Raw genomic sequence first — 21241 nt, 5'->3', positions numbered from 1 at the left:
TGGATTATAATTGTGTATTTCTGTGGAGGTATTATTTATTAGCTAACGTCATATTTGATCCTAGTGTGATATCCTTTTGAGCGACAAAAACATCCCCTTCCTTTTTAAGTTTAAGGATTCGTGACGGATCCCCTTTTTTAGTAATCCTTTTACGGCAAAGCTTTGTTAATAAAGGATCTTCATCAAAAAGAAAAGATTCAAGTTCATATTCTGGCTTTGACGATTCTTTGATAACAGGAAATAATTGCTGTAACTGATTGTAACGTCGGTCACCTCCTGGTACAAATGTGTAAAAGGTATATTGTCCATCAGCATTCGTCTTTATCCACCCACTATGATGAACATATCGCTTATCATTACGAGTTCTTAAATCGAAATCACCATTCTCATCTGCTTGTTCTATAAATAGAATAACATCTTTAGCTGGTGTAACACCATCACTTTGGTATACAGTTCCAGAAATGACGAGCTTATTAAGCTTTGATTCAAAATCAGGAATGGTATCAGTATTGCTTAAGAGATTATCTGTATAGTCATATATAGGATGACGTTCTAGATAATTGTCAGAATGATTTGAAGACGTGTCGGTTGTTTCCTGAGTAAAACCAATACTGGAAATACTAAATATACAGGCAAAACATAAAAAGGTGATTCGGATATTCATAAGGTTAAGGTTTTTGAGACAATCAAAAATGCAGGTTTTATTTTGTAAACTCCTAAAAACTATATGAATGTGCGATTTTGACGATAAATGGGTTTGCAGTGCAAAATTTATCGATGAAATGTAAACATTACTCTGGCACTTAGAACTCATTTGAAGGCATTTTGTAGGTCAAAATCAATGTCTTTTAATGACTAAATTGATCAAAATGAGCCTTAAAGAATTTAAACAGACACCTCAAAAATGTTAAAATTATGGAGATTTAATGTGTATAAGTTGTCTTAAAAAGCAAAAAGTATTTCGTCGTAAAAATCTGCGTTTTATCCACTAAATAAGCAGTTTATCCAAGAAATATGCATTTCATATGGAGAAATACTTTAAAAAAAAGTCTAATTTTAGTTGGTTTTTTTAATAAATTGTATAGATTTGTTTCCCCAACGTCTATTAAAAACCTTAAAAATGAAAACAAAACCTACTTTAATTATCGTTATTTTTTTTCTGATGGTAAGCTACGGTTTCGCTCAAAAAAAGAATGATCCAGTAAATATTATTAGTGGTAAAGTCAATATTTCCAAGTATCACAATCACAACGAATTAAACAAAATGACTAAAGGAGAATTGCTTGTTCTCTATAGTGAACGTATTGAAGTGATTGTTAACATTTTACCAAACATCGCTTTTGCTACTAAACCCGGTATTACCATGGCATCTCTTGGGATTCCAGAAACTAAAGACAATAAGAAAGCGCTTGAAGAAAACAGAGAAGCTTCTGTTGACTATTTTGATAGTACAGTAGCCTTTCAGAAAAAAATATTACCCTACTCCGATACGCGTGACCTAATAGCTGCGATTTTGTTTTATGAAGAGACTCTCAAATCTTTACATACTTATAATGATTTTAAAACAGATTAGTCACTAATACGTATTTAATTTATAGACAACCTCAACAGTATTAATTGTTGGGGTTTTTGTTGTTTTATAAAGTTTAGAACCTTAAGATGTAAACCTTGGATTTAATACAGGTTTGAAGACCTGCTTATATTTACAAATAATATGTAAGAAAAAACTTAATTGTGCTAAAAAATAGTGTATTACAACGATATTATTTGCGTTTCGTAAGTATATTTTATATGTTTGGTAGGATATATTAGTGCCCATTTAATCTAACAAACGAATTTAACCACTATGAAAAAAATTACTCTAACTGCATTTCTGTTACTAATGATGTTTGGTAATAGTTTTGCCCAGCAAGAAAAGGGAATCATTGGCTATAACAACTGGCTTAATCCTTGGACCGAATTCAAACCTAATAAAATTGAATACGGAACACCTACGCAAATCCTAAGTGGTAACATTTCACAAGACACCAAATTATACAAGAGAGATGTATATTTATTGCTAGGAGATGTTTTTGTGACTGATAGTACCACCCTCACTATTGAGCCAGGAACTGTAATTATTGGTGATTTTAAAACAAAAGGATCTCTTACGATTAGTAATGGGTCAAAAATAATAGCCGACGGTACACATACTGATCCTATTATTTTTACATCAAGTCGAAGTGTTAAAAAACCAGGAGACTGGGGAGGACTTTTTGTTCTTGGTAATGCTCCTACTAATAAATTCGGAAATGAATCTGCATTAAACTATGGTTTACGTCCGTCAAATTTTGAAAACATTAGCTATGGCGGAAATAATCCAGATAGTTATTCAGGGATATTGCGATATGTGAGAATTGAATTTGCCGGTAAACGCACCAAAGATTATGGCTATTTTAACGGACTAACATTAGCGGGTATCGGACAACAAACAATCGTTGAAAATATCATGGTGAGCTATTGTGAAGGTAACTCTTTTAATATTTTAGGCGGAAACGTTATACTAGAAAGAATGGTGTCTTACAAGTCGAATTATAACGACTACGAATTCAACAATGGAACACAATGTAAAATAATGAATTCTTTAGCTATTCGTTCTCCTTATGTTTCAGGAGCAGATGTGTCTAGATGCTTGTATGTCTCGGCTAATGACAACAAAGAAGATGCCGATTTAACTAAAGATCAAACCTTTGTTAATGCCGAAAATTTAACCTTGTTGAATATCAGTGATGACTTAGATTATGATATCAAAGTTGGCTTGGTAAATGAAGCCATATACATTGGAAATGATACGTCATTTATTATTGATAAAAGTGTGATCTCTGGTTTTAAACCAGCAGTGATATTTGATGATAAAATTAAAATTGATAACGAGAATCTCAATAAACTAAAATTTACCCGTACGTATTTTAATAATTGTAAAGGAAACATCTACAGAAATGGATTCTCCAACAACGATGACTTAGAAAGTTGGTATGGTAGTAGAGCTTTTGACAACGTATATTCTAAAGGTCCAGATTCTGAAACCTTTATCAATTCAAATAATTCAAAACGACCAGACTATAGATTAAGAATCAATAGAATCATTGCTTCTAATGACCTTATAGATGATGAAGACTAAATAGCGCGTCTCAAAAATCATACAACAATAACTAGCTTATAGGATAAAAAATTACGCCCCAAATTAAATGTATACTTCTAAAATTGCATATAAACTTGTTTATAGACTATGCTTGTTTTTCCTGTTTTTACAATATCAGGTCAATGCTCAAATTGTCATTGGTTCGCCAAACTTAGGGTTTAGCCAAGCTTGTGCAAGCGCGTCGTTTAATACATATAGTACAACATTTGTCTTTTCTCCTGATAGCGCATTAAGTAGCTCTAATCAATTTACCATAGAAATGTCTGATGCTGACGGGGATTTTACAACCCCTACAATAGTATTTACCTCAAATCCAGGAGCAATAACAACGTCACCTGCAACTTTAGATTTTTCTTTACCTACAACAACCGCTGGCGAAAATTATAGAATTAGAATAAAAAGTAGTGCTCCAGCAGCTACCAGCGCAGGATCAGTTGCTTTTGCTGCATACTATAAAATTCAGGATAGTCCATTTACCATTAATAACTTAGTGTCTACAGGAGCTTATTGTTCAGGAGGAAGTTATCTTTTAACAATAGATAATCCTGGTACAGGATCCAATGATTCACCTCTCAACTATCCTTCTTTAACCTTTAACTGGTTTAAAGAAACAAGTCCAACGACTTCCGTATTTGTCGCTGAAGGCGCCAATCTATTAGTAAGTGAAGAAGGCACCTTTTTTGTAGAAACCAATTATGGCACTTGTACTTCCAACTCATTTTCTAATCGTGTTACGATTAGCGAAGTTACTTCAGGTGAAGCCAATGCCGGAATTTCTTCAAGTTTAGGAAATCCGTATTGTCCAGAACAAGGGCTCACAACTCTAAGTACCATTGGAGGAAATAGTTATCAGTGGTTTAAAGATGGGATTTTTATTCCAGAGGCTACCAATCAGATGTATCAAACTAATGAATCTGGAATCTTTTCAGTGCAGGTAGACTTAGGAGATTGTCAAGGATCGGGTTCAATAGAACTTATAAGTGAGTTGTTTGACGCAGAAATCAATGTCTTGGATATTAATACCATAGAACTAGGAGAAATTGTAACGGTTACACTAACAAGTACTGCAAATAATCCAGAATATGAATGGTATTTAAATGATCAATTAATACCAGATGCCACTGAGGCCACTTATGATGCTACTGAATTTGGCAATTATATAGTGATCATTACAGAAACTAATGGGTGTGAAGGTTCGCGAGAATTTCTATTTAGTATTGAAGAGGCTTTAGATCCGTTTCCAGAAGTTGCAAATATCCCAAATGTGATCAGTCCGAATGGTGATGGCATCAACGATACTTGGGTGATTCCTACAGCATATGTGAGTGGTACAAATACAGAAGTAATGATTATGACTAATAGAGGCAAAATTGTGCTACAGACCAATAATTATCTCAATAATTGGCCTGAAACGACTTTAAATAATTCAAGTATTAATCAGGTATTTTATTATGTGATTACTACCACTAATAACGAGACCAAAAAAGGGTCTATAACAATAGTAAAATAATATGAAAACACATCTTTTTGTTTTAATATTATGTTTCTGTTCTATACAGATGTTCTATTCTCAAGAAGATGATGGGGTGGTATCGCTTAACTTACCCGTAAGAAACTCACTCACATTTAATCGCTATACCATCAACCCAACTTTTAGTTTCGTTAGAGAACAAACCAAATATATCAGTATTTTTAACAAGCGCGAATGGGTACAATTTGAAGATGCACCACTCACCTACTTGGCTAGTTATTCTGGTCGTTTTGGTGAAAATATTGGCGCAGGTTTAGGAGTGTTTCAACAAAATTACGGTGTGTTAACAACCTTTGGAGGTCTTTTAAACTTCGCCTACAACGCAAGATTAGATCGAGACAGCAATCTTACCTTTGGTTTAAATGTAGGTGCCTATAAAAGCGGTATTAACACCGGAAGTATTATCACTAATTTTGATGATCCATCGCTTCAAAACATTCCAGAAAATTTCTTACTAACTGTAAGCCCTGGAATCAACTATGGTAATGTGTTTTTAGATTTTGGTGTTTCTATAAATAATTTAGCATTATATAATTTTGAATCCTCTACACTCATTGAAGATAACCCAGAGCAAAGTATTCAAGCCCACATTATGTATACAGGATACATGAATGGAAGAGGCTTTTTTGACGAAAGTAAATTCTCAGGACTTCTAAGATCCGAATTCAGAAAGGAAGAAACCATTGTATCGGCAATTGCCATGCTAACAGTACCTAAAGGAATTTGGGCTCAAGTTGGTTATAATACGGTATACGGAGTTTCTGGTGGCTTAGGTCTTAACATCACATCACAAATCGCTATTGAATATAACTTTGAGAAAGCTATAGGTGATTTAGCGAATTTCGGACCATCACATGATATCACACTGGCTTACAGATTTAAAAACAAAGAACGTTACGATTATAGCAGTGGTGATGAAGTTAGCGGATTAATCTCCATAAAGAAAAGAAAACAACCTACTTCAAAAATATCAAAATCTCAAGCAGAAGCGAATCGCAAATTAGCTACTGAGACCAGAGCACAAATAGACGCTGATGCTCAAGCAAAGTTAGTGTTGGATGAAAAAGCAAAACAAGACGCTGAGGCTCAAGCTAAACGTGCTGCAGAACAAAAAGCTAAACAAGAGGCTGAAACTCAGGCTAAACTTGTAGCAGAACAAAAGGCTAAACAAGAGGCTGAAGCTCAGGCCAAACGTGCTGCAGAACAAAAGGCTAAACAAGAGGCTGAAGCTCAGGCTAAACTTGCTGCGGAACAAAAGGCTAAACAAGAGGCTGAAACTCAGGCTAAACGTGCTGCGGAACAAAAGGCTAAACAAGAGGCTGAAGCTCAGGCCAAACTTGCTGCGGAACAAAAGGCTAAACAAGAGGCTGAAGCTCAGGCTAAACTTGCTGCGGAACAAAAGGCTAAACAAGAGGCTGAAGCTCAGGCTAAACTTGCTGAGGAACAAAAGGCTAAAAAAGAGGCTGAAGCTCAGGCCAAACTTGCTGCAGAACAAAAGGCCAAGGAAGATGCTGTAACTCAAGCTCAACGTGCTGCAGAACAAAAAGCTAAAGAAGAGGCTGAAACCCAAGCCAAGTGGATAGCAGACGAGAAAGCAAAAGAAGAACGTATTTCAAATCCTCAAGATGCACTAAGTAAATCCATGTATGATCTTACACAACAAACGGAGGAATCGAAAACAAGTCAAAATGACTTATTAAAGCGATTTGATGATATCGTTGAAATTAAAAATCAAGATCTTAAAGACTTAAAAACAGAAAATGACTTAAGTGAACAAGGTGTTACTGTACAACCAAAACCGTTTAAAAGTATCACTGCAGAAAACAACGCTTTAAATGCTATTAAGTCTGAGCTTGATGAAGTCATCAAAACTCGTAACGATGAAATTAATCGATTAAAGAAGCTATATGATGATAAGTATGAAGCTGATACTATTGTCAATGATGATGTATATCTCTATTACCAAAAAGCGATTAAGCGTTTAGAATCAGAACAATTATCAGCGACAAATGCGCGTACGCAATTAGAAATTAGATTAGAGGATATTAGAGTCGCCACTGAATTCGAAAAAAGACGTAGAATTAAACGTGCAGCATTTGACAATGAAGAGGAACGATATATCCAAGATCGAGCTACACTTGAAAATATCAAGCAAACTACGGTATTGTCTAATGAACCTTTAAAATCAGAAGACTTAGATTTTGGTGAAGAGCAAAGTAATAATATCCAGATATTAAAGAATGTTCAAAATGTTGACAATGGATATTATTTGATCCTAGCCGTACATAGTGACGTTAATAAGCGAAATGAATTTATTACAAAGGTAGTAGCCTCAGGAAATTCTAACATCGACTTTTTCTATGATGTAAATACGAGTAAGTACTATATCTATTACGGTAAGTTTGATAGTGTTGAAACAGCAAATGAAGGATTAAAATCTAAAGGAAACAGTGCATATAATGAAAAAATGTCCCTCGTTAAGATAGAAAATTAAATAAGTAATTAGGCTCAATTTCTTTTTCGATACTGCCCTCTTCGAAACTGAAATTAAAAAAAATAAGTATCATGAAAAAACCTACTTTTTCTAGAATCACAATCACAGTTTTATTATTGTTTTTAGGGCTCCAATCCTATGCCCAAAACTACGAACCCTTTATACCAAGATTTAATGACGATTTGAAGGGTGATATCGTGCTTATAGGTAATAACATTCTGGGACCCGATAATAATGCATTTAACAATAATTCCGTTTATAACCATAATGTTGATATGCAATATATTGATATCGATGGTGATGCTTCTACTTTTAGTTCATCAAGTGCCGATTTGGATATTCCAAACCCGAATTGTTATCGTATTATTTATGCTGGATTATATTGGGGTGCAGTAAATCCAGGAAGTGAGCCAATTACAGATGTAAGATTCAAAGGCCCTGAAGGAGGTTATAACGATATACAGGGAACCATTATTTATGATGCTAATGGAACCACTGTTGATGGTGGTGATAGTTTTTCATACGCATGTTATGCCGATGTTACGGGTATAGTCACAGCTTTGGGAACCGACCTAGGAACATATACTGTTGCTAATGTGTCCTCAGCAGTAGGTGAAACCTCTACATTTAATCCATATAACGGTACAGGCCAATCTGCAGGATGGTCTCTTTTTGTAGTGTATGAAGATCCTACCTTGCCAGGTAAATCAATTACTAGTTTTGATGGTTTTAGCGCCATAAGTGTCCCAGGAAATAATACATCATTAGATATTCCTGTTGACGGATTTAGAACAATTCCAGGCCCTGCACCAGTAAGAGCTAACTTTGCATTTGCGACTTTAGAAGGTGATAGTCCAATTTTAGGCGATCGTTTATTACTTAATGGAGTGAGTTTATCTACAGTTGACCGCCCAGTAAATAACTTTTTTAATAGTTCGGTGACGCAGCTTAATGCATTGCCTGTTAATAACAGAGTACCAAATAGTACAAATACCTTAGGATTTGATACTGGTGTTATGGCTATTCCCAATCCGGGGAATTCAGTCATAGCTAATGATGCCACATCTGCTATTATTAGATTGGAAACAAGTGGTGATACCTATTTCCCCTATTTCTTTGCTTTCGCTGTAGAAATTATTGAACCTAGTATTGTACTCACTAAAATTGTCGAGGATGATGCCGGAAATAATATTGGTGATCAAACGGTTGGATTGGGTTCTTCATTAAATTATGTTATTGGATTTCAGAATACTGGAAATGATAATGCGACTAATTTTCAAATTAGAGATATTCTTCCTATCAATATTATTTTCAATTATCCAGATGATTTAGTGCTACCTCCTGGTGTTTCAGTTGTTAGTTATAATCCTACAACACGAGAAATTATTTTTGCTATTGAAGATTATTTAGTTGAAGAGAATGATCCTGTTTATGAAATACGTATTGAAGTGCAGGTCGTTGACGAATGTAATCAGCTTGCAGATGCGTGTTCTAATATTATTAGTAATCAGGCCTTTGCTTCTTATAATGGGTTTTTTAATCCGAATTTTGCAATTACAGATGACCCAAGTCTTAGTAGTAATACAGGTTGTTTATTCACACCTCAAGCGACTAACTTTCTAGCAGATCTTGATTGTGTGTTTTCTGAAGACATTGTATTATGTGGGGATAGTGTAGAACTTACTGCGGCCGATGGATATGATTCGTACTCTTGGTCTACTAGTCCGACAGGAACTCCAGAAATTGGAACCACACAAACGATAACAGTAAACGCAACTGGAACTTATTATTCATTTAATACTGCAATTGCTCCATGTCAATCAATTGTTCAGGAGTATGTAGTCGAACTATTTGGTGGAACTATTGAAAATCCCGTTATTCCTTATGCGGATGAAGTAGTAACCTGTCCTAACGACGGAAAATTACTGCCAAATATATTTCTCTGTGGTGCTAATGACTCAAGAAACATTCAAACTAATATTTCCGGAGCATCATCAATTATTTGGGAACAATTGGATGAGTCTAGTTGTGCTGCAGTGACCGATCCAGATTGTGCCAATGAAGATAATTCTTGTATATGGAATGAAGTGGCTACAGGACCAGATTATTTAGCGAATACTTCAGGGCAATTCAGATTAACCATTAATTATACTGGTGGATGTTTTGTGCAATTTTATTTTAATGTATATCAGAATCTTTTAGACCCTTCTGTAATTGCTACCGACATTATTTGTACAACGCCAGGAAGTATAACTGTAATAGATGTGCCTTCAGGCTATGAATATAGTCTTGATAACGTTAATTATCAAGCGAGTAATGTATTTACAGTTAACACGCCAGGAACCTATACTGTATATATCAGACAAATAGGTGTACCAACAAACCCATGTGTGTTTACGGTTCTAGATGTTCAAATTAGAGAACGCGATTTTACAGCAACTACAACCATTTTACAACCATTGTGTAATGGTGATCTCGGAAGTATTCAATTAGCGGCTAATGATGTTGATCCGCAATATTCATTTGCATTATATACTGGTGCTACTTTAGTGAATAGTGTCGGACCTATTCTAGAGAACACCTATATATTTGAAAATTTAAACCCAGGAACTTACACCGCAACTATCGAAACAGAGAACGGGTGTTTTTATACTGAAGATGTTACAATTATTGAACCGCCATTATTAACAGTGACCGCGGCAATTACTATTCCTTTAACATGTACAGATGGTGAAATTACCGTTTATCCTCAGGGAGGAACACCTCCATATTTCTATTTTGTTAATGGATCTACAGATTTCCAAACCGTGCCAGAGATAGTAGTAACGACTCCTGGTACATATGATATTGAAGTTGTCGATGCTAATAACTGTAGCGCAACCACATCAATACTAGTGAATCCGATTCCTGAACCCGATTTTACAATTGCCACAACAGACATCACTTGTGCTGATGCAGGAGATACAGGAACCATTACAGTTAATGTTACAGCAACAAATGGGAATAGTATAGAATATAGTATAGATGGCGGAACAACCTTTTCCAACTCTCCAGTTTTCACTGGTTTAGCAGAAGGCGATTATGATGTTGTGATTCAATATTCCATAGGATCTTCTGTTTGTGTTACCGATGCACAAACCGTTACTATAAATGCGAATAGTGCTATTTCTGGAACCGTCGAATTAACTTCAGATTATACCTGTACAACTCCAGGGACTATAAGTATCACTGGTGTAACCGGTGGTGACCCAGCATATACCTACAGTATCGATGGTGTCAATTTTCAAACAGGTAATACGTTTACAGGCTTAACCGAAGGGACTTATACTATTACGGTTAAGGATGCGAACGATTGTACGTTTGTAGCAAATGATATTATTATTGATCCATTAAACCCTCCAACCGATTTAAACTTTGACAATTCACCAGTGAATTGCCCTTCAAACACGAGTGATATCACTATTACTGGAACAACAGGAGGTACATTACCTCTAGAATATCAAATTATTGCACCTGCGGCAAATGCGACAACATATCAAACATCAACCATTTTTACTGGATTAGAGCCAGGAACCTATACATTTCAAGTTAGAGATGCTAATAATTGTGTCTACAGTGAAACGTATACCATTAATCCTATACCAACTCCTACCGTTAATGTTGTTCTTACAGAAGGCTTAGATTGTACTGTGACTCCAGATGCTATAATATCTGGAACCATAACAGGTACTTCGCCTTATACTTATGAAGTCTCTATAGATGGTGCAGGATATACACCGCTTGGCGTTACCGGATCAACGTTTACATATACAACAGCAACTGCAGGCACCTACCAATTTCAAATTACTGATGCTAATGGTTGTATCGCAGAATCAAGCAGTATTACAGTTAACCCTATCTCACTACCAGATTTAAGTCTTATTGTTCAAGCAGAACAAATTCTTTGTAATGGGGATTCGAATGCTTCTATTGATATTAGTATTGATGCAACAGTAGGTACAGCGCCGTTTTTGATCAATGTGAATAATGATACTTCAGGTGTCAATTATGGTACACAAACCTCAGGGTTACCAGCAGGAACATATACGATTACAATTACTGATGCAAATTCCTGTACAGGAACAGAATCGATTACAATAAGTGAACCAGACCCTATTATTGTGGATTATAATACTATCGATATTACTTGTACTGCAGCTGGGATTTCACAAGGTTCTATAATAGTAAACTCAGTAGTTGGCGGAACAGCACCTTATAATTATTTTGTAACAGGGACCAATAGCTATTCTAATTCAGAATTTAATGCGACAGGATCAACTTCTGTAAGTTTTGATGTTGTCGATTTCGGTTTATATCAAATTAATGTCGTTGATGCTAACGGTTGTTCTGTCTTAATACAAGATGTATTGGTAGCCTCACCTCCTACTGATCTAGATATTTCCATAACATCTACGGTAGACTGTCTTTCAGGTGGTGAAGCAGTAGTTAGTGTTGGATCAACGTTAAGTAGTTCCGGACCCTTCTTTTTTAGTATTTATCAAGGACCTATTTCAGTATATCCGAATCCCCCAGGATCATGGATCCCTGAAGACATGGCGGGAACGCAGTCGGCTACGTTCTATGGGTTAACACCAGGTGTCACCTATACCTTTATCGTTTATGATGCGTCTACAAATTGTAGTTATTATGAACCTGCAACAGCACCAATACCAACCAATTCAACATTATCGGTAAGTGCATTAAATTCTAATAATATAACATGTACTGGAAGTGCTGATGGTAATGTGTCTTTTACCGTCAACAGTATTTACGGTGTCCCGACAACCGTGACCTATGAAATATTTGATTCATTTAGTTTGATTTCAACAGGAATAAGTGGAACAGGAACTGTACCTGCCGGAGGTTCATTAGCGATAACCGATTTGGGTCCGTTGCCTTTCGGAAACTACTTCGTTTCTATTAGTGAAACTTCAGGACCAAACAGTGGTTGTGGCGTAGTAACAGCACCTTTCAATATCACAGAATCTGCATTTCAACTCGAATTAACTGTGTCTACTGATCAAAATGCCAATTGTAATACAAACTCAGGAGCGATAAGTGCTATTGGTCAAAATGGTACAGCACCCTACTTTTACCAAATTACTACAACAGCTGTTGCACCACCAACTACCGATCCTTCTTGGGCTAGCGCAAGTACATTCAACGTTGATGCTGGAAGTTATTATGTTCATGTATTAGATGCTTATGGGTGTATTGTTTCAAGTCCCGTAGTAGTATTACCGATGGATCCTGAACCTGTAATATCGGCCTTAACAAATAATTTATGTACCGTTACTGAGGGGAACTTTGAAATAGATGTTACATTAGATACTGCTGGAATACCTCCATATAGTTTTAGTATTGATGGCGGAACTTTTCAAACGCAATCTGCTCCTTTTACCTTATCGAACTTATTTTCAGGAATACATACAATAGAAATTCAAGATGCCAATGGATGTGGAAATCTAGTATCAATTGATATACCAGCACCTATTGGATTATCCGCCAATCTTACCAGCTTGCCAACATGTAATAATGATGACGGGGAAATAACTATTATAGGGACTGATGGATCAGGATCATATGCATATAGTATTACTCCAAGTCCAGCTTCAATAAGTTTAACTGGAAATGTATTCTCAGGAGTACCCTCTGGTCTTTATACCATTACAATTACAGATACCGTAACTTCATGTACCGAAGAGGTTAGTATTGCTTTACCTGAAGCGATACCTCCTACCTTTACGACAACACCATCGGCAGTAACATGCTTTGGTGATAATACAGGGTCTTTTGAACTCAATATTAATGGCTATACTGGCACTTATAATTATGAAGTGTTTGATAGTATTGGAACATCTGTAACTGGTATTGTAAATACAAATACATCTACAAATCCTATTACGGTTAGTGGTTTAACAGCAGGTAGTTTTACTGTCGTTATCACAGAAACTGAAAGTCCTTTTTGTACCGCAACCGCTGGCGTGATTATTTCATCACCTGCTGAAGCTTTAACTCTAATTGCTAATGAAACCTCTAATGTCACTTGTGATAATAGTCAAGGTACTATTACTGCGCTTGCTGAAGGTGGCTGGGGTAATTATGAATATGAATTAACTGGCGATGCTACTGTGGCATTCTCATCAAATAATACATTTATTAATCTTTCTGCGGGAAATTATACTGTAACCGCTAGAGACGCTGAAGGTTGTTTAGTTTCAGTACCGGTAATATTAACAGAACCAGCTCCTATCGATGCTACTTTTTCTCCTAGTTCAAGCTTATTGTCTTGTTTCGGAGATCAAAATGCTTCTATTAGCATTACTAATGTTACTGGTGGACAAGGAACAGAATATATCTATACTTTAAACACAATCCTGCCAACCACTAGTATATCAGGTCCGCAAACCTCAAATGTATTTAGTGATTTAGGAGCAGGAACCTATTCCGTTACAGTTTCTGATGGAAATGAATGTGTGTTAACATCTGTAGATATCGTAATTGCTGAACCTACACCAATTCAAGCAAGTTTAGTTACAAATACAACTCAAACATGTTTGGTAGAATCAACACTAACGTTGAGCGCTTCGGGTGGAACAGGAATATATGCTTATAGTGCGGATAGTAATTTCACCACTATTCTTGGTACATTTGATTCATCAACTACATTTTCTGTACCCGTAGGAACCTATCAATACTATGTTAGAGATGCCAATGGATGTGTAGCTAATGCATCGAACGAAATTACTATTGATCCGCTTCCAGATTTAGTGATTAACTTAGCCTCAACTAATCCAACAATCAATTGTGCTGGTGATAACTCAGGAAGTATTAATGCAACGGCACAAGGAGGCTTAGCCGATTATGTTTACACTTTAGAAGATACGTTTGGAAATACAATTCCCGCAACTCAAAATAGTCCTGGTCTATTCACAGAACTGGTTGCAGGAACGTATGTAGTTAGTGTTGAAAGTGGTGATTGTTTAATAACTTCAGCACCCATAACGATTACTGAACCTACGGCGCCATTAGAAGTTACATTTACAGTCAATAATGTGACTTGTAGCGGAAATAACGACGGTATTTTAGAAATTAATGCGACTGGTGGTACGGGTATTATTAAATATGCTATTTCTCCACAACTGGATCAATTTTTTGAAACTAATGTATTTGAAAATCTGTCTCCTGGTACTTATGATGTGATTGTTCAAGATGTTTTAGGATGTTATGTCACGTTTAATTTTACAATTACAGATCCTGAACAAGTTATTCTTTCCATAGTACCGGATTCTTTATTTGAAGAAACCTGCGATGGCGATGCTAATGGTGAATTTAGTGTGGATATTTCTGGAGGAACTTTGCCATATAGCGTCAGTTTAAATGAATATGATGGTCCATATACAACTGGAACCGCAACACAAACCATATTTGATTTTACTGGATTAAACGGAGGTGACCATATTGTTTATGTTCGCGACGCGCAGGGCTGCGAAACACAATGGAATATTACATTCCCAGAAGCAGTAATCATAAACCCAATAGTTGAGATTGAATATATTTGTGAAAACAACAGCTTAAGTAATACTGTTACAGTGATTGTGGATGATAGTATTACAGATCTTTCTCAATTGGATTACTCTCTAGATGGTGGGCCATTTCAAGTGAGTAATATATTTACAGATGTCGTACCTGGAACCGATCATTATATCGATGTAAGACATACAAATGGATGCATTCAAACTACCGACTTTTTTGATATTAATGTGTTTGAGCCGCTTTCACTTGTATTAACTGCAGGTGATGAACCTGGACAAATTATTGCGACTGTCACAGGTGGCACTGGAGACTATCAATTTACACTTAATGGTGAAGATTATGGTGATACCAATATATTTATTGTAACAGCGGAAGGCACCTATACTATTGTTGTAACAGATAGTAGCGGTTGTCAAGCCATGGCTTCAATAGAAGTTGAAATCAATGGCCCTTGTATTCCAAATTATTTTACACCTAATGGTGATGGGACTACAGATACGTGGGCTCCAGGCTGTATTGAAGATTTTCCAAACCTCACATTTGACATATTTGATCGCTATGGCCGAAAAGTTGCAACCTATCGCGTAGGTGAATTTTGGGATGGTAGATACAACGGAACCGAACTACCGACTGGTGATTACTGGTATGTAGTGAAACCTAATAGCCCAATTTTAAATAAGGAGTATGTCGGACATTTCACCCTTTACAGGTAATTGTGCCGAAGAATTATAAATACCTATTCAAATGAAAAAAATTACACTATATATTCTGTTTCTTATCTGTTCGTACGGTTATGCCCAAGAATTAAATTTACCCGTATTTACGCAATATTTGGCAGATAATGATTTCGTGATTTCACCTACTTACGCCGGAATTGGCGACAATTTCAGAATAAGAGCGAACGGACTCACCCAATGGGTAGGTATAAAGAATGCTCCAGACAACCAATCCTTATATGCAGATTTTAGAATCTCAAATCAATCTGGTGTTGGTTTATCTCTTTATAATGACCGAAACGGAAATACACGTCAAAAAGGAGTTAAATTTTCATTTGCCCATCATATTATCTTAGATTATACGTCAAAACAGTATTTATCTTTCGGTATATCGTATAACATTAATAGCTTTAGAATTGATATAGAAAACTTTCAGCCTACCGAAGAAATACCTATTGTTGACCCTAGTATTACTGATGATAGAGCGATTTCAAACAACAATTTTGATGTTGGATTTCTATATAGATGGAATCGATTCTACTTTAGTTTTAATGCTAATAATTTCTTAGATAAGGATATTGACAACTTTAATGGTTTCGAAATAGAACCAAGTAAGCTTTTAAATTTTCAATTGTATTCAGGATATGTGATTCAAAGTAAAACCAACAAAAGAGTTGAATTTGAGCCATCTATATTTTATCAAATGTTTAATAGTGATAACCGCTCAAGTACAGACATTAATTTTAAATACCGAAAATTTAATAGAGAAGGTGATTATTACTGGATCGGAGGTTCTTATCGCTTTTTGAATGACCAGTTTTTAAAACCATTGAACGTTGGACCAATGGCTGGAATCATGAAAAATAGACTGTATTTTGCCTATTCGTATCAATTGACAATTAATGATCTTTCAGGATTTAATTCTGGTACACATATGATTACTATAGGTTTAGATTTCTTACAAGGGATTAGTGATTGCCCATGTACTAAAGGAACAAGCTGGAGAAAATATAGAAATAACGGTACGAATTAAAACTTGAAAAATCATCTCAATGGATCTATAAAATAAGAAAACCACAAGTTATAAGCACTTGTGGTTTTCAATTGATTGAGTTAGTTGATTATAATAATTAGAGCACTTCTATAAAATAATTCATCATTTCCTCTTTAAGCTCATAATGCAATTTAATATAGGTGCGCATATCTTCTTTTAGAGTATGTTGCTCATTCTGGAATTTACCCGTAACATTTTCATTAACTTCGAGATTGTTCAAATTTGCCAGTTTATTTCGACAACGATGCTTCAATTTCGAAATAGCATCTTTTTCTATCATAATGCGATTTTGAAATACTTCAAGCTTTACTAAAGCTAAAGGGTCTTGCTCATGTTTTACGATCTCTTCTAATTTCTCTTGGAAGGTATCCATTTCGTTAAAATGAAACTGAAGTTCGCGCCTCCAGGTTTCAATATTAAACTTTAAATCGCTCAAATATTTTAATTTAGTATACATATCTTTTAGGTTTTATGCGGTTAATACTTGTTGTTCTTGTATGAATTGTTTTTGAATATGTGTTGGGACAGGACTATAACCTTTAAAAGTGGATGAGTAGGTAGCTCGTCCTTGAGTGATAGAACGTAATTGTGTCGAAAAATCTGATAGTTCAGTACTTGGAATAGTACATTTTAATATCTGATAATGTGCTTCTGTTTCTATTCCTTTAATTATTGCACGACGACTTTGTAATTCAGTCATGACATTGCCAACCATAGCTTCTGGAACGCGCAGTGTCATTCGTTCTGTTGGTTCTAATAATTTCGGATTAGCATTCAAAAAAGCCTCTCTAAAGGCGTGTGCTCCTGCAATTTTAAATGAAATGTCATTAGAATCTACAGCATGCATTTTACCATCATAAACCATCACTCGTACATCTCGTATATAAGAGTCTGTTAATGGGCCTGATTCCATGACTTCTAATATGCCTTTCATAATGGATTGCAAATAACGCTGATCAATCACACCACCAACAATACAGTTATAAAAAACTAATTTACCTTCCCAAGGCAGATCAACGACTTCTTTACCTCTTAAAGAAAAGCCTTCAGGTTCTGGCATGCCCTCAAAATAGGGTTCAATCTTTAAATGAACTTGTCCGAATTGTCCTGATCCTCCACTCTGCTTTTTATGTCTGTAATTGGCCGTTGCACTACGTTGAATGGTTTCACGATAAGAAATTTTCGGAATTTCAAAAATTGCCTTAACATCATAAACATGTTCTAATAACCAATTTAAAGTTGCTAAATGCAATTCTCCTTGGGTACCGACTAACGTCTGTTTAGTTTCTGAGTTATAACTCAAATCAACGGTTAAATCTTGGCTATGAATGCGTCTTAAAGCATCACTAAGCTTTTCTTCTTCAGTAGTTGATTCAGCCATTACGGCTCTCACTAAACGAGGTTGTGGAAATTTTATCGGTTTAATAGTTCCTGCTTCAGCTTTAGACGCTAAAGTGTCATTGGTTTCAGTATATTTTAATTTGGTTGTTGCACCAATATCGCCAACAGTTAGTTTTTGAACGCTATGCTTTTGCTTTCCGTCCATAATATAGAGTTGGTTCAAGGTTTCAGACTCACCTGTTCTCGTATTAAAGAGTTTATCATTAACATTAACTTCACCTGCCATCACTTTAAAGAAATTAAGCTGGCCTAAGTTTGGTTGGTAAATCGTTTTAAAAACGAAAAGACTAGTATCTCCATCCAATTCTGGTTTTAGTTCATCACCTTCAATCGTTTGCTCAGGGTTTAAATCGGCAGCAGCTGGTGCTACATTATCAATAAATCCCATTAAGCGTCCTGTTCCCATATCTTTTATTGCCGACACGCAGAACACGGGAAATACATCATGATTTAACATTCCTACTTTAATCCCCTGTCGTAATTCCTCTTCATTTAATGTGCCTTTTTCGAAGTATAATTCTAGTAAGGCTTCATCATTTTCTGCGGCTTTCTCCACCAATTCATTATGCAACTTATTGGCATAATCTAATTCTGCTTCCGGAATCGCTAATTTTTCAGGTTTACCTCCGTCAGGACCAAATTTGTAACATTTCATTTTAAGCACATCAATAATACATTGGGCACCGTCAATAATTTTAGGGTACTGCACTAGTACAGCGTTATTGCCAACAAGTTCTTTTAGGCTATTAACGCTTTTTTCAAAATCAGCTTTCTGGCTATCAATTTTATTAATTACAAACAACGTTGGTTTGTGATATTTATCGACATAATTCCAAATGATCTCTGTCCCTATATCTGCACCATGTTTGGCATTAATAACGGTTACAATAGTATCGGAAACTTTTATCGAGGAAATAATTTCACCAATAAAATCATCAAGTCCTGGAGTGTCAATAATATTAATTTTATAGTTACGCCATTCGGTGTGCAAAGGTGTAGCAAAAACAGAAGCACCGCGTTGGTGCTCAAATTCGTGATAATCAGATACCGTGTTATGTTGCTCTACAGAGCCACATCTATTAATTAGTCCAGCCTCAAAGAGCATGGTCTCAGATAATGTGGTTTTGCCAGAGCGATGTGCACCGACAAATGCCACATTTTTGATGTGTTTATTGTCAAATACTTTCATATAGTTTTAGTTTTCTGTTATAATAATCCGTGAATATTGTACCATTAAAGGTACTATCAAAAAGGAAGAAAAAACATGATAAAAGTTAGGTTTTGATCTTTTTTTGGAGTTTTATTACAATGCACATATGTATTGATTTCGCTGTATTTGGGAGTATCGATTTAGTTAAAGTAATAACTCTAACAATACATTAACATATATTAAGCTTGTTATTTTCTAAATTCGACCTTTAAAATAGTATTTTTTATTCATTATATGACATTGCGTTTTTTCTTTTTAATAATCCTCATCTCAGTAAACCTTTATGCTCAAAAGAATCCAGAGCTCAAGTTGATAGACTTTTCTGGTTTTGATTTAATTGTAAAAAGTGATTCTACTGAAGTTATTTCAAAAGAGGACGTACTAGTTTTACCAGATATCAAAGCTTCCCACTGGAATCACACTGTTTACAATCCGTATAAAGAGGTAACCCTTACATTTCCGTTACCATTAAAATTTACCGATTCTACATACGCCTCTCCTATTAGTAAAGAAAAAGTCATAACATCACGATATGGCTGGCGTAGAGGACGAGCTCATAAAGGAATTGATATAGATTTGGTGACTGGAGATAGCCTTTTTGCTATGTTTGATGGAATTGTTCGAATGTCAAGATATAGCAAAGGTCATGGAAGAACTGTTGTACTCAGACATTATAACGGCTTAGAAACCGTATATGCACATTTATCGGTGTACGGAGTAAAAGAAAATGATTCTATTGTAAAAGGTCAATATTTAGGAAAAGGAGGTGCTTCTGGAAATGCAAGAGGAAGTCATTTGCATTTAGTTGTAAATTATAAAGGCGTATCTATTAATCCAGAATACCTATTTGAATTTGAAAAAGATAACAAGGTAAGAGCCAATGAACTTTGGATAACACGTCAATGGACACGTCCCATCTCACACAATTCAAAGCGTCAAAGCAAGATTCAGTTATTATTATCTGAAGATGAAGCGGTAGCGAGTCTCATCAAAAAACAATCCATCTATGTGGTAAGACCAGGAGATACCTTGTCTAGAATATCAAGACGCAATAATATTACTATAGCTGCACTATGCAGAACTAATGCAATTAAACGCAGCTCGGTAATTAAAGTTGGCCAGAAACTCATTATTGAAAATTAAATAGTTTCTAACTTATAGCCAACACCATGCACATTAGTGAGTTTAATACTGGTGTCTGCCATTAATATCTTTCGCAATTTGGAAATGTAAGTATCTAAACTTCTACCTACAATCACTCCGTTATCTTCCCAAACTCTTTTTGTGAGTTCATCACGTTTTATAATTTCATTAGGACGCGAAATAAAAATAGCTAAGAGTTCACATTCTTTTTTAGACAAACTAATTTCTGTAGCTTCCTTTACCAATTTGTTCTGATCGGGATAAAATTTAAAACTACCTATTTTAGCAAATTGTTGGCTACTGCGCGATAGTGAATTCGAAGTTTTTTGTTTGCGCAGAAAGTACTCTAACAGAATAAGCGTGAGGCTTAATAGTGCGACAATTATAAGCGTCCGACTCCGAGAGATTAGAGCAGCTCGGTTTAAAAACTTCACTTCAATAGTATAGCATTGCTCGGGAAGTGAGCGTCCCATGCAAGGTATAATAGTACTTTCCTTATCTTCTTTTATTTGATAACTATAAGCGACTTCTTGATCACTACATTGCAATACTTCAATGCGATAATTCTTGGGTAAATCTGACTTCTGGAAGGTACTATCTATAATCTTGACAAGCTGATCTGGTAATATGAATAATGATTTTTCAAACGACAATTCATAAGAACCTTGTGCAACTTCTTTAACGGGAAGAATCAAGGAGCTATTATCTTCATTATAAAGTAACAACTGATTACCAACTTCTCGAACAGCAATTTTTACATTTTCTGATAAATCATTATGGTCTTCATTTGAGCTGGTCAACATATAGGACAACACGAATAAAAAAGCCAAACCGGTATATAGATAAATTTGTCGTTTGTTCATCATATCTTGTAAATAACATACTATTTCATGACAATTTACAACTGTTGACACTTCTTTTGCATTTTTTTGACAT

At 35.5% G+C, this 21241-nt stretch carries 11 protein-coding genes; 7 read left to right on the top strand and 4 right to left on the bottom strand.

Annotated elements, in window-relative coordinates:
* Positions 1–31: 31 nt before the first annotated feature.
* A complete protein-coding gene (locus BLT57_RS09625) occupies positions 32–664 on the bottom strand; it encodes a hypothetical protein (protein WP_091425258.1) in 633 nt (210 codons plus the stop codon).
* 456 nt (positions 665–1120) lie between these two features.
* Between BLT57_RS09625 and BLT57_RS09620 the strand changes: the two genes are divergently transcribed.
* From BLT57_RS09620 to BLT57_RS09595, 6 genes are all read left to right on the top strand, one after another.
* The gene (locus BLT57_RS09620) at positions 1121–1573 is read left to right on the top strand and encodes a hypothetical protein (protein ID WP_091425256.1); all 453 of its coding nucleotides are present in this window, start codon (positions 1121–1123) and stop codon (positions 1571–1573) included.
* A 273-nt stretch (positions 1574–1846) separates the two neighbouring features.
* A complete protein-coding gene (locus BLT57_RS09615) occupies positions 1847–3160 on the top strand; it encodes a hypothetical protein (RefSeq protein ID WP_091425255.1) in 1314 nt (437 codons plus the stop codon).
* Between the two features lie 67 nt (positions 3161–3227).
* Positions 3228–4691: a gliding motility-associated C-terminal domain-containing protein gene (locus BLT57_RS09610; protein ID WP_091425254.1), complete on the top strand. Its 1464-nt coding sequence runs from the start codon at positions 3228–3230 to the stop codon at positions 4689–4691.
* Between the two features lies 1 nt (position 4692).
* A complete protein-coding gene (locus tag BLT57_RS09605) occupies positions 4693–7206 on the top strand; it encodes a PorP/SprF family type IX secretion system membrane protein (RefSeq protein ID WP_091425252.1) in 2514 nt (837 codons plus the stop codon).
* Between the two features lie 71 nt (positions 7207–7277).
* On the top strand, positions 7278–15494 hold the full coding sequence (locus BLT57_RS09600) for a T9SS type B sorting domain-containing protein (protein ID WP_091425250.1): 8217 nt from the start codon (positions 7278–7280) through the stop codon (positions 15492–15494).
* 31 nt (positions 15495–15525) lie between these two features.
* A complete protein-coding gene (locus tag BLT57_RS09595) occupies positions 15526–16530 on the top strand; it encodes a type IX secretion system membrane protein PorP/SprF (RefSeq protein ID WP_091425249.1) in 1005 nt (334 codons plus the stop codon).
* A 97-nt stretch (positions 16531–16627) separates the two neighbouring features.
* On the opposite strand, the gene BLT57_RS09590 is transcribed toward BLT57_RS09595, so the two are convergent.
* A complete protein-coding gene (locus BLT57_RS09590) occupies positions 16628–17008 on the bottom strand; it encodes a hypothetical protein (RefSeq protein WP_091425247.1) in 381 nt (126 codons plus the stop codon).
* Positions 17009–17020: 12 nt separating this feature from the next.
* Positions 17021–19141, bottom strand: a complete 2121-nt coding sequence (locus BLT57_RS09585) for a translation factor GTPase family protein (protein WP_091425246.1) — start codon at positions 19139–19141, stop codon at positions 17021–17023.
* A 255-nt stretch (positions 19142–19396) separates the two neighbouring features.
* On the opposite strand from BLT57_RS09585, the gene BLT57_RS09580 reads away from it, so the two are divergent.
* Positions 19397–20305 carry a M23 family metallopeptidase gene (locus BLT57_RS09580; RefSeq protein WP_091425244.1) on the top strand — a complete coding sequence of 303 codons (909 nt, stop codon included), beginning with the start codon at positions 19397–19399 and terminating at the stop codon, positions 20303–20305.
* Here BLT57_RS09580 and BLT57_RS09575 read toward each other — a convergent pair.
* Positions 20302–21219: a winged helix-turn-helix domain-containing protein gene (locus BLT57_RS09575; protein ID WP_231928675.1), complete on the bottom strand. Its 918-nt coding sequence runs from the start codon at positions 21217–21219 to the stop codon at positions 20302–20304. The genes BLT57_RS09580 and BLT57_RS09575 overlap by 4 nt on opposite strands.
* Between the last annotated feature and the right edge of the window lie 22 nt (positions 21220–21241).

The organism is Formosa sp. Hel1_31_208, from assembly GCF_900104785.1.
In the GTDB taxonomy this organism is placed as follows: Bacteria; Bacteroidota; Bacteroidia; order Flavobacteriales; family Flavobacteriaceae; genus Psychroserpens.
This window is presented reverse-complemented; position numbering and strand designations above follow the sequence as displayed.

Coding starts and splice junctions, on each gene's coding strand:
- BLT57_RS09625 (WP_091425258.1), bottom strand. CDS start 664: ATGAATATCCGAATCACCTTTTTATGTTTTGCCTGTATATTTAGTATT.
- BLT57_RS09620 (WP_091425256.1), top strand. CDS start 1,121: ATGAAAACAAAACCTACTTTAATTATCGTTATTTTTTTTCTGATGGTA.
- BLT57_RS09615 (WP_091425255.1), top strand. CDS start 1,847: ATGAAAAAAATTACTCTAACTGCATTTCTGTTACTAATGATGTTTGGT.
- BLT57_RS09610 (WP_091425254.1), top strand. CDS start 3,228: ATGTATACTTCTAAAATTGCATATAAACTTGTTTATAGACTATGCTTG.
- BLT57_RS09605 (WP_091425252.1), top strand. CDS start 4,693: ATGAAAACACATCTTTTTGTTTTAATATTATGTTTCTGTTCTATACAG.
- BLT57_RS09600 (WP_091425250.1), top strand. CDS start 7,278: ATGAAAAAACCTACTTTTTCTAGAATCACAATCACAGTTTTATTATTG.
- BLT57_RS09595 (WP_091425249.1), top strand. CDS start 15,526: ATGAAAAAAATTACACTATATATTCTGTTTCTTATCTGTTCGTACGGT.
- BLT57_RS09590 (WP_091425247.1), bottom strand. CDS start 17,008: ATGTATACTAAATTAAAATATTTGAGCGATTTAAAGTTTAATATTGAA.
- BLT57_RS09585 (WP_091425246.1), bottom strand. CDS start 19,141: ATGAAAGTATTTGACAATAAACACATCAAAAATGTGGCATTTGTCGGT.
- BLT57_RS09580 (WP_091425244.1), top strand. CDS start 19,397: ATGACATTGCGTTTTTTCTTTTTAATAATCCTCATCTCAGTAAACCTT.